Source organism: Ochrobactrum sp. PL_is483 (assembly GCF_055816855.1).
Window position 1 is genome coordinate 111,033 of record NZ_JBVPGS010000024.1, and the last position, 11,289, is coordinate 122,321.

An 11,289-nucleotide genomic window follows, 5' to 3' on the forward strand; every position below is an offset into this window, starting at 1 on the left:
TCTAAGAAACGGGTCGGAAGCGAGGAGGCTTCCACTCAACGACGACCGTTCTGGTCTGAAAGCTATCCATGACAGAAAAACATTCTCATCGCGGGCTTGTTGTCGCTGCGATCATGGCAAGCATGGCCATGATCGCCGTCGAGGCAACGATTGTGTCAACTGCCATGCCGCAGATCGCAGCGCAGCTGGGGCAGCTCAATCTGTATTCCTGGGTTTTCTCGTCGTTCCTGTTGAGCCAAACTGCAACGACGGTGGTGTTTGGCAAGCTGGCCGACATATACGGACGCAAGCCGGTGCTTGTTTTCGGCATTGCGCTGTTCCTTTCTGCCTCGGTATTGGCCGGTTTCTCCTGGTCGATGCCTTCGATGATTGTTTTCCGGTTATTGCAGGGCATCGGGGCAGGGGCCATCCAGCCGGCATCCATGACCGTGGTCGCGGATCTTTTTCCGGGCGCGCAGCGCAGCAAGGTGCAAGGATATCTTGCAAGCGTCTGGGCGCTGTCAGCGGTTGTGGGTCCGCTGCTTGGCAGCCTGATCATTCATAATGTGAGCTGGGCCTGGGTGTTCTGGATCAACGTGCCGGTCGGCATCCTGGCGGCATCGGGTTTTCTTCTTTTCCTGCATGAAGAGAAGCGGACAAAGCCGGTTTCGGTCGATGTGCTGGGCGCGGCGCTTTTCGCCGTGTCCATATCTTCCCTGATGATTGCGCTCACTCTTACCGAAAGTGCAGTCTCGCTCGAAGCAATTCTGGCGTTCATTCTCTTCGGCTTGTCGCTGGTTGCCTTCATCTGGCAGGAGCGCCGTGCAAAGGAACCCATGGTTGCGCCCGGGCTGTGGCTGAAGCGTCCGATCGCATTCTCCAATCTGGCGGTCTTTCTGGCTAGCATGTCGATCATGGGGCTGACGACATTCCTGCCGATGTATGTGCAGACGGTTCTTGACCGGTCTCCGGTGGTAGCGGGATTTGCCCTGACCATGCTGCTGTTGGGTTGGCCTTGCGGAGCAACGATTGCTTCGCGGCAGTTTACGCGTTTCGGACTGCGCCCCATCATGATTGCCGGGAGCATTTGCATTCCCATTGGAACATCTCTGCTCGTCATGCTCACCCCATCAAGCTCGGCCATTTTGGCCGGAGCCGGTTCTCTTGTCATGGGGTTCGGCATGGGGCTGCTTAATATCGGGGCGCTGATCTTGACGCAGGACAGCGTAAACTGGTCAGAGCGCGGCAGTGCCACGGCATCGAACGTATTCTCGCGCAATTTGGGCAGCACCCTTGGAGCAGCCATTCTGGGAGCGATTCTGGCCTACGGCCTCGCAAATGCCAATCACGGTGAAGCGATTACCTCGGACCAACTCCGGGATCTTCTGAACGGCGCGGAGATGTTGATTGATCGGCAGGAGCTTCGGTTGGCGCTTCAACAGGCGCTGCATGCAACGTTTGTTGCGATGATGCTTATCGCCGCGTTGATCGTACCGGCCTGCCTCTGTGTGCCGGGGGTTAAAAAGACATACGAAGAAAACGTGGTGACCTGAGCGCTCTCGAATTTTTGCAGGCAAAGGGCTTGGAGCGGTTCCTATTTTTACGGAATCACCGGAACCGCTCTAACGATTTGTTTGTCGCATTTTCCAATGCATCGAAGCGGGATAAGAAATCAGTCCAGTGAACTGATTTCCCCGCGTAGACGTTTCACACTTTTGGCTCGAAAATGCTCCGGCCGATGATTGATTTCATGCCGGCTGAGCTTGCGCGGCTGCTGCAATCGCACCGGCGCACTTTGACGATGAAGAAAAAAGCCTGAAAAGCAAAAATCCCGGACAAAGCCGGGATTTTGTTGCCTATACTTAACGGAAAACTGGAGCGGGCGAAGGGATTCGAACCCTCGACCCCAACCTTGGCAAGGTTGTGCTCTACCCCTGAGCTACACCCGCTCGCGCCAGTCGTTTCCGTCAGGCAGGCGCTATATGAACCAACGCCCCGGAGATTGCAACAGGGAAATTGCAGGAAAATACAGTTTCAGTGAATTTAGCAGTCGGTTAAATCATAACTATCTGTAAATATTATCTTTTCCAGAGGTGTTTGTCAGGTTTTCGGCTGTGGTTTCTCCGCGAAACAGGAAAAAAGCACCTCTGCGGATGGCGGAATCAGGCGCTTGCGGCGCGAGTCAGCTCGTGGCGTTTCGAACGATCAATCCAATTTGCGTTGCATGGTTTCTAAGCATGCAGCCATGGTCTATAAGCGCTGTTGCGTGTCGCCGAACGTGAGGAGCGTGGTGACATGCCCAACATATCAGTGCCGAACAGAATGGGGTGGAAATCATGCCTTTGTCGCCGAGCGAGCTTCACGATTATCTTCAGAAACTTGGTATCGAAGTGAAAACGGTCGAACATCCTCCCTTGTTCACGGTCGCCGATTCCCAAAAACTGCGCGGTGAAATTCCCGGCGGCCATACGAAGAACCTCTTTCTGAAGGACAAGAAAGACAATTTCTTTCTGGTGACGGTAGAGGAAGATGCGGTTGTCGATCTGAAATCGATCCATCAATTGATCGGCGCGGCAAGCCGCGTATCGTTCGGCAAGCCGGAAAAGCTGATGGAATATCTGGGCGTGATCCCCGGTTCGGTCACCGTATTCGGTGCGGTCAACGATACCGCGCATAATGTGCAGGTCGTTCTCGACGCCGATTTGATGAAACATGATGTCATCAACGGGCATCCGCTGACCAACGAAGCCACGACCTCTATCAAGCGCGACGATCTTGTCGCTTTTCTGAAGTCCACGGGACACGAACCGCGTATTCTGGCCGTTTCCGAGGGTGCGAAGGTGGATGCTTCGGTATAAACTGATTTTCGAAACCGGTTGCCTTTTCACACATGGCGAACAGCGATTGAAGTGAGGCGCGGGAGCGCTAGATTACAGCGCAAATTGCCTGATCAACCGTCTTGAATTTCGCCGTTGAAGATACGAACTGAAAGATCGACACCGGCTTGCATGCGGACTTTGCATGGGGCGGAAAATACGAAGGAATTTCTCATGACCAGCCAGAACAATCCTTATGCCGGCGCAGGCGGCCAGATGACGGCGAATGTCTCTTTCGGTTCGGCGCCCGCAGCTTCGGGAAGCGCGGACCTTGTCAAGGACACGACGACGGCAGGCTTTCAGGCAGATGTGATCGCAGAATCCCGCAGGCAGCCGGTGCTGGTGGACTTCTGGGCGCCATGGTGCGGACCTTGCAAGCAGCTGACCCCGATCATCGAAAAAGCGGTTCGCGAGGCTGGCGGCGCCGTCAAGCTGGTCAAGATGAATATCGACGATCATCCGTCCATCGCTGGCCAGCTTGGCATTCAGTCCATTCCGGCGGTCATCGCTTTCGTCAATGGCCAGCCGGTCGATGGTTTCATGGGCGCGGTGCCGGAATCGAAGGTGAAGGAATTCATTGCCAAGATCGGCGGTCCGAGCGACGCGGAAACTGCGATTGCCGAGGCGGTCACAGCGGCGAATGAGCTGATGGAAGCCGGAGATTTCGTTCAGGCAGCGGAGATTTTCTCCTCCATTCTTCAGGCCGTGCCGGATAATGTCGATGCAGTCGTCGGACTTGCAACTTGCGTTCTGGAATCCGGCGATGCGGAAAAGGCGCGCGAAATTCTGGCCCAGGTTCCTGCCGACAAGCAGAATGCGCCTGCCGTTCGCGCACTGGAAGCGCGTCTTGCGCTCGCCGATCAGGTCAAGCTCATTGGCGATCCGATTGAGCTTGAAAAGCGAATTCAGGCCGATCCGAAGGATTATCAGGCCCGGTTCGATCTTGCGCAGGTGCGCAACGCGCAGGGGCGGCGTGAAGATGCAGCCAATGAGCTGCTTTTCATCATGAAGGCCAGTCGCGAGTGGAACGATGATGGTGCGCGCAAGCAGTTGCTCCAGTTCTTTGAGGCGTGGGGCAATGCCGATCCGGCGACGCTCGGCGCTCGGCGCAAGCTGTCGTCTCTTCTCTTTTCCTGATCGCATGCGGTCGGGATGTGGCGGGTAAATTGCGTTTTCCCGTCACACAGAATCCAACTGTTAGAACCACCCTGCGGTGGGCTCTAAAAGGAGGTTGCAATGCAGGTGGGCAATGCCCGTTATAGAACGGGCGCTGACATACCGGAAACCGTGCCGGTTTTTCCGTTGAAGGGGGCGCTGCTTCTGCCCGGCGGCCAGCTTCCGCTTAACATTTTCGAGCCGCGCTATCTGGCGATGGTGGAGAATGCCCTGGCGGGCAAACGCATCATTGGCCTGATCCAGCCGAAAATCGATGGCGACGATGACGAGAGGATCGACGAACTGGATGAGAGCTTTCGTCCCCAGTTGAGCAATATCGGTTGTCTTGGCCGCATCACGACCTTTGCCGAGACCGGCGATGGCCGCTTGCTGATTACCCTTCAGGGCATCTGCCGTTTTCGCGTGCGCGAGGAAGTCAACTGCCGCCAGCCTTACCGGCAATGCCGGATCATGCCGTTTCTGGCCGATCTGGAAGAAGCGCGGGATTCATCGGAAATCGACCGGGATGCCTTGCTGGGTGCATTCCGCGATTATCTGGAAGCGCACAATCTGGAAGCGGACTGGGACAGTATCGCGCGGGCGAACAACGAAACTCTCGTCAACGCGCTTTCCATCATGTCACCATTCGGCCCGGCTGAAAAACAGGCGCTTCTGGAAGCTCCCGATCTGAAGACGCGTGCAGCGACCTTGATCGCCATCACCGAAATGGTATTGGCCAAGGTGAAAGACGACGATTTCAGTTCGCGTTTGCAATAGATTTCGGAAACAGGACAATGGAAGACAAGACGGATACCGGCAATATCGACGTGCGCCTGCTGGAACTGCTCGTTTGCCCGCTCACCAAGGGGCCGCTGGAATATGATGCGGAACATGGCGAGCTGATCTCGCGCAAGGCAAAGCTTGCCTATCCGGTTCGCGGTGGCATCCCGATCATGCTGCCTTCCGAAGCGCGCAGCCTGACGGACTGACCGCAAGCCGGCTCATCGGTTGTGAAGCACGAGACGCTGAGCAGCGCATGCCGGATTGATGGTTATATAATTTCTGCACAAGCCCTCATCTTTTTCATAAGTTTCAGCCCTGCGCATTATTGCTTGTCGGACAACAGGGCTCTATAACCCTCGCGGAACTTGAAAAAGGCAGTAACGGAAGGCATCGCGCCGGTCGTTGATGCCGTGAATTCGAACGCAGAATTCCTGGCGAAACGGCTCTCCGTTTCGCGGAATATTCGAAATAAAACAGAGGCTTGGCATTATGGCATCCAGAAAACTCCTTCTCCTGCCCGGCGACGGCATCGGTCCAGAGGCGATGGCGGAAGTCCGCAAGATCATCGCTTTCCTCAATTCGGGACTCAATCTTGGTTTCGAAACCGAAGAAGGTCTGGTTGGCGGTTCTGCCTACGACGCGCATGGCCAGGCGATTTCCGATGCGGATATGGAGAAGGCTCTGGCTGCCGATGCCGTGCTTTTCGGTGCCGTTGGCGGTCCGAAGTGGGATAGCGTGCCTTATGAAGTGCGCCCGGAAGCCGGTCTTCTGCGTCTGCGCAAGGACATGCAGCTTTATGCAAACCTGCGCCCGGCCATCTGCTATCCGGCGCTGGCTCATTCTTCCTCGCTGAAGCCGGAAGTGATCGAGGGCCTCGACATCCTCATCCTGCGCGAGCTGACCGGCGGCGTCTATTTTGGCGAGCCGAAGGAAATCATCGATCTTGGCAACGGCCAGAAGCGTGGCATCGACACGCAGGTCTATGACACCTACGAAATCGAACGTATCGCCGATGTTGCCTTCGAGCTGGCGCGCACGCGCCGCAACAAGGTCACGTCGATGGAAAAGCGCAATGTGATGAAGTCGGGCGTCCTGTGGAACCAGGTCGTGACCGCGCGTCACAAGGAAAAGCACGCCGACGTGGAACTGGAACATATGCTGGCCGACGCTGGCGGCATGCAGCTCGTGCGCTGGCCGAAGCAGTTCGACGTGATCGTGACCGACAATCTGTTCGGCGACATGCTGTCGGACGTTGCCGCGATGCTGACCGGCTCGCTCGGCATGTTGCCATCGGCTTCGCTCGGTGCGGTCGATTCCAAGACCGGCAAGCGCAAGGCGCTGTATGAGCCGGTTCACGGTTCCGCGCCGGATATCGCCGGCAAGGGCGTCGCCAATCCGATTGCGATGATTGCCTCGCTTGCCATGTGCCTGCGTTACTCGTTCAATCTCGTTGAAGAAGCCGACCGTCTGGAAGCAGCGATTGCTCAGGTGCTGGATGACGGTCTGCGCACCGCCGACATCTGGTCGGAAGGTACAACCAAGGTCGGCACTGTCGAAATGGGCGATGCCATCCTCGACAAGTTTTCAAAGCTCTCGGCTGAATAAGCGCGACAAAATCATAAGAACGGAAGCCCGTCATGCTACTCGCATGGCGGGCTTTTCTTTTTTGAATAAGTGCCCGATTTGAGGCTGTAAATTCATGGCGTGCTGCATAAGAATAGCGGCATGTTGTTCACGCTCCCTGACCAAGACAAACTTTACGATGCGCTTGTCGCCCGCGATGCCGCTTATGAGGGCAGGGCCTATGTCGGCGTAATCTCAACCGGAATTTTCTGCCGCCTGACCTGTCCGGCGCGCAAGCCCAAACAGGAAAACTGCCGCTTCTTTGCGTCGGTTGCCGAATGCATGGCCGATGGCTTCCGGCCCTGCAAGAGATGCCATCCCCTGCAACCGGCAGCGGAATCCGAACCTGCGGTGAAAATGCTTCTCGATGCGCTTGAATCCGATCCTGCGCGGCGCTGGAGCGAAGAGGATGTGGCCCGAATGGGGCTTGATCTATCGACTGTTCGCCGCAGTTTCCGCCGCCATTTTGGAATGACGTTTCTGGAAATGGCGCGGCAGGAGCGTCTGCGGCACGGATTTCAGGCGCTTGCCGATGGCGGACGTGTGATTGATGCGCAGATTGACGCGGGATTTGAATCTCCCGAAGCTTTCCGCAATGCCTTTGCGCGCATTCTTGGGCTTCCGCCTGGCAAATTGCGGGGCGATGGTTTGCTGCGTGCCGACTGGATCAGGACGCCGCTGGGCACGATGATCGCCATCTGTGATGCCCGAAACCTGCATCTTCTCGAATTCGTGGATCGCAAGGCGCTGCCCGCTGAACTGAAGAAGCTCCATGCCACCTGTCGCGGTAATCTGGGGATCGGTCGTTTTGAAACGCATGATCTGGTGGAAGGTCAGCTGAATGCCTTTTTCGAGGGTAATTCTCCGACGTTCGACCTGCCGCTGGTCCTGCATGGCAGTGCTTTTACGCAAGATGTCTGGCGTGCGCTGCAGAACATCCGGGCAGGCGACACACGCAGCTATAGCGAGCTTGCGCAAGCTATCGACAAGCCGCTTGCCGTGCGTGCGGTTGCGCGGGCCAATGGCGCGAACCAGATCGCGATCATCATTCCCTGCCATCGCGTGATTGGCGCGGACGGATCGCTGACGGGCTATGGCGGCGGTCTCTGGCGCAAGCAGAAGCTGATCGAGATCGAGGCGCAATATCGCCGATAGTGCACCATACGAATATGAAAACGCCGCCCCTGGAGGCGGCGTTTCGCATCGTTTTTTGCGGGATCAGTCGACCTTGTGCAGATCCACGCCCTTGGTTTCCTTGACGAAGATCATGCCGATCACAAAGGTGACGGAGGCGATGATGATCGGGTACCAGAGACCGTAATAGATGTCGCCCTTGGCGGCGCTGAGTGCGAACACGCCAGCCGGAAGCAGGCCGCCGAACCAGCCATTGCCGATGTGATATGGCAGCGACATGCCGGTGTAGCGGATGCGGGTCGGGAACATCTCGACGAGGATCGCGGCTATCGGGCCGTACACCATCGTCACATAGATGACGAGGATGGTCAGGATGGCGATTGTCAGGACCCAGTTCACCTGTGCAGGGTCGGCAACCATCTTGAATGCGCCAGCATTCGGGATGGTGTAGACGGCCTGCCCGGTGCTGACGCCAAGGCCGTCAGCTTCGGTCTGGGTCAGAAGCTTCTGCTTCACCAGATCGGCAGCCGGAACCATGGATTTGTCGCCGGCGCGGATGGCTTCGGCATTCAGCTGAAGCTCCGGATTGGCAGCGACGAATGCTTCGAGCTTGCTGTCCGGCACTTTCGCGGGGTCGCGAACGAGCGGGAAACCGGCTTTTTGCAAAGCAAGGTTTACGTCATGAGCCAATGCCGACTGCTTGGTCGCAGCATCGGCTCCGGCTTGAACAGCGTCGTAGGACGTGATCGTGCTGTCACCGATCGTGACGGTTGCAGCAGTGCCAGCCGCCGCCGTCTGGACGATTTCGTACGGCACCGAGGTCTTTGCGAGGAAGCTTGTTGCGACATCGCAAGACGTGGTGAACTTGGACGTGCCGGTGGCGTTGAACTGGAAGTTGCAATCGCCGGGCGCAGCCGTCACAGTTGCCTTGATTGTCTGTTCAGCCTGTGCCAGTGCCGGGTTGGCGGCATTGGTCAGCGCCTTGAACAGCGGGAAGTAGGTCACAGCCGCAAGAAGCAGGCCCGCCATGATGATGGGCTTGCGCCCGATCTTGTCCGACAGCCAGCCAAAGAAGACGAAGCCGCTGGTGCCGATCAGGAGCGCGATGGCCACCATGATATTGGCCGACTGGTTTTCCACCTTCAAGACGTTCTGCAGGAAGAACAGCGCATAGAACTGGCCGCAATACCACACGACGGCCTGACCGGCGGTGAGGCCGAAGAGGGCGATAAGTGCGATCTTTGCATTCTTCCACTGGCCGAATGCTTCAGAAAGCGGAGCCTTGGAGGTTTTGCCTTCTTCCTTCATGCGCTTGAAAGCGGGTGACTCGCTCATCTGCATGCGAATCCAGACGGAAATGCCAAGCAGGATGATCGAGACGAGGAACGGAATGCGCCAGCCCCAGGCCGCGAAGGCTTCCTTGCTCATGGCTGACTGGATGCCGAGGATGATCAGCAGCGACAGGAACAGACCGAGCGTCGCAGTGGTCTGGATCCATGACGTGAAGAAACCGCGGCGATTGTTTGGCGCATGTTCCGCGACATAGGTGGCCGCACCGCCATATTCACCGCCGAGTGCGAGGCCCTGCAACATGCGCAGCGCGATCAGGATGATCGGGGCGAAAATGCCGAGCGTGGCGGAGCCGGGCAGGACACCCACGAGGAAAGTGGATGCGCCCATGATGACGATGGTAACAAGGAATGTGTACTTACGGCCGACGAGATCGCCGATGCGCCCGAAAACGAGCGCGCCGAACGGACGGACGAGAAAGCCTGCCGCGAAGGCGAGCAGAACGAAGATGTTTCGGGTTGCTTCCGGATATTCGTTGAAGAAAGCCGCGCCGATGAAGGCAGCGAGCGTTCCATAGAGATAAAAGTCGTACCATTCGAAGACGGTACCAAGCGATGACGCAAAGATCACCTTGCGTTCTTCGCTCGTCATTTTCTGCGTGCCCACATCGGCACTTGACGAGACTGCCATTAATCTGTCCTCCCAAACAGAGCCCCTGACGGGCAAATGTAAGACGATCCTTCTTCACCGGGTAAATGAAGTTCGCCTGATGCGCCGGGAACAGTTCCTCTCAACTGTCCGGGCGCTCTCCTCACACTTGCATGATGAACCGAAAAAGGGGATTCGTGCAGTAGTCTTTAGTATGAGACAGAATTGACGGCTTGAAATACTGGAAGAAACAACAAAGCGTCGAAAAATACGCTCCTTGAAGCGTTGGAGAATTGACTCCATCTATAAACCGCGTAAAAGCAGTGGCGAACGAAGGAGAACCCGCGTGGATCGCGTCAACGTAGCGTCAGTTTCGCTTGGAACTGCCGGCATTCTTGCCGGGGCAGCGCGCATGCCTTCGATTTTCAAAACACTCACGGCCATTACCAAAACGACCACGAAAACGGTCTGATTCCCTTGGCCTGCTCGCCCTCTCCCCGGGTCTGGCCCGGGGGCGGAAGTCCCGCGTGGCCTGCGGGGTTCCGAATCTGGAAGCGGAGAGGGACAGGAGACGAAAAATGGGTTTCAAGGTTGCAGTTGTCGGCGCTACCGGAAATGTCGGGCGCGAAATGCTCAATATCCTCGAAGAACGCGGCTTCCCGGCTGACGAAGTTGTTGCGCTCGCATCGCGCCGCAGCCAGGGCACGGAAGTGTCCTATGGCGACCGGACGCTGAAGGTCAAGGCGCTCGACACGTATGATTTCTCCGATACCGACATCTGCCTGATGTCTGCCGGCGGCGAGATTTCCAAGGAATGGTCGCCGAAGATCGGCAAGCAGGGCTGCGTCGTCATCGATAATTCCTCGGCCTGGCGTTATGACTCGGAAGTGCCGCTGATTGTGCCGGAAGTGAACCCGGACGCAATTGAAGGCTTCCGCAAGAAGAACATCATCGCCAATCCGAATTGCTCGACCGCCCAGCTCGTCGTGGCTTTGAAGCCACTGCACGATGTCGCCAAGATCAAGCGCGTCGTCGTGTCGACCTACCAGTCGGTCTCGGGCGCTGGCAAGGAAGGCATGGATGAACTGTTCGAACAGTCACGCGCTGTTTTCGTGGCCGATCCGGTCACGGCGAAGAAGTTCACCAAGCGCATTGCGTTTAACGTGATCCCGCATATCGATGTGTTCATGGAAGACGGCTACACCAAGGAAGAATGGAAAATGGTGGCCGAAACCAAGAAGATGCTTGATCCGAAGATCAAGCTGACGGCAACGGCTGTTCGCGTTCCAGTCTTCATTGGCCATTCCGAAGCGGTGAATATCGAGTTCGAAAATCCGATTACGCCTGAAGAAGCGCGCGAAATCCTGCGCGAAGCCCCAGGCTGTCAGGTTGTCGACAAGCACGAGAACGGCGGCTACATCACGCCTTATGAATCCGCTGGCGAAGACGCGACCTATATCAGCCGCATCCGCGAGGATATCACGGTCGAAAACGGTCTTGCCATGTGGGTTGTTTCCGACAATCTGCGTAAGGGTGCTGCTCTCAACACGATCCAGATTGCCGAACTTCTGGTCGCACGCGGCCTCATCAAGCCGAAGGCGCTTGCCGCCTGATCTGTTTTCTCAGTACTGAGATTGAAAAGCGCCGGTTTTCCGGCGCTTCAGCCTGCTGACAAACCCCTGGCTATGCCGGGGGTTTTGTGATTCTGTGGGTCATGTTGAAGAAACCCGCCGCCGAACAGACCGCGCTCGAGATGGTGACGCTCGATCAACTGGTCCCGAAAGATCATCTGCTTCGCAAG

At 56.9% G+C, this 11,289-nt stretch carries 9 protein-coding genes and 1 tRNA gene; 8 read left to right on the forward strand and 2 right to left on the reverse strand.

Annotated elements, in window-relative coordinates; translation table 11 throughout:
* The first annotated feature begins 68 nt into the window (after positions 1–68).
* Positions 69–1,532 (forward strand): MDR family MFS transporter, encoded by a 1,464-nt coding sequence (locus AC0TNJ_RS04045; protein ID WP_473770324.1) that lies wholly within the window; start codon positions 69–71, stop codon positions 1,530–1,532.
* A 321-nt stretch (positions 1,533–1,853) separates the two neighbouring features.
* Here the strand turns inward: AC0TNJ_RS04045 and AC0TNJ_RS04050 are convergent.
* A tRNA-Gly gene (locus AC0TNJ_RS04050) sits at positions 1,854–1,928 on the reverse strand.
* 387 nt (positions 1,929–2,315) lie between these two features.
* Here AC0TNJ_RS04050 and AC0TNJ_RS04055 point away from each other — a divergent pair.
* The 6 genes from AC0TNJ_RS04055 to AC0TNJ_RS04080 all read left to right on the forward strand — a co-directional run bounded on the left by AC0TNJ_RS04055 (position 2,316) and on the right by AC0TNJ_RS04080 (position 7,571).
* Positions 2,316–2,837, forward strand: coding sequence for a prolyl-tRNA synthetase associated domain-containing protein (locus AC0TNJ_RS04055; protein WP_473770325.1), 522 nt, complete (start codon positions 2,316–2,318; stop codon positions 2,835–2,837).
* A gap of 192 nt (positions 2,838–3,029) precedes the next feature.
* Positions 3,030–3,992, forward strand: coding sequence for a thioredoxin (trxA, locus tag AC0TNJ_RS04060; RefSeq protein ID WP_122002635.1), 963 nt, complete (start codon positions 3,030–3,032; stop codon positions 3,990–3,992).
* A 99-nt stretch (positions 3,993–4,091) separates the two neighbouring features.
* A complete protein-coding gene (locus AC0TNJ_RS04065) occupies positions 4,092–4,787 on the forward strand; it encodes an LON peptidase substrate-binding domain-containing protein (protein WP_473770326.1) in 696 nt (231 codons plus the stop codon).
* Between the two features lie 17 nt (positions 4,788–4,804).
* Positions 4,805–4,999 (forward strand): Trm112 family protein, encoded by a 195-nt coding sequence (locus AC0TNJ_RS04070; protein WP_122002573.1) that lies wholly within the window; start codon positions 4,805–4,807, stop codon positions 4,997–4,999.
* A gap of 283 nt (positions 5,000–5,282) precedes the next feature.
* The gene (gene leuB / locus AC0TNJ_RS04075; protein WP_122002572.1) at positions 5,283–6,398 is read left to right on the forward strand and encodes a 3-isopropylmalate dehydrogenase; all 1,116 of its coding nucleotides are present in this window, start codon (positions 5,283–5,285) and stop codon (positions 6,396–6,398) included.
* A gap of 120 nt (positions 6,399–6,518) precedes the next feature.
* Entirely contained in the window at positions 6,519–7,571 is a 1,053-nt protein-coding gene (locus AC0TNJ_RS04080; RefSeq protein WP_473769222.1) for a bifunctional transcriptional activator/DNA repair enzyme AdaA, read from the forward strand.
* A gap of 63 nt (positions 7,572–7,634) precedes the next feature.
* Here the strand turns inward: AC0TNJ_RS04080 and AC0TNJ_RS04085 are convergent, their stop codons facing one another.
* The gene (locus AC0TNJ_RS04085) at positions 7,635–9,530 is read right to left on the reverse strand and encodes an MFS transporter (RefSeq protein ID WP_473770327.1); all 1,896 of its coding nucleotides are present in this window, start codon (positions 9,528–9,530) and stop codon (positions 7,635–7,637) included.
* A 536-nt stretch (positions 9,531–10,066) separates the two neighbouring features.
* On the opposite strand from AC0TNJ_RS04085, the gene AC0TNJ_RS04090 reads away from it, so the two are divergent.
* Positions 10,067–11,101: an aspartate-semialdehyde dehydrogenase gene (locus AC0TNJ_RS04090; protein ID WP_473769223.1), complete on the forward strand. Its 1,035-nt coding sequence runs from the start codon at positions 10,067–10,069 to the stop codon at positions 11,099–11,101.
* Positions 11,102–11,289: the final 188 nt, after the last annotated feature.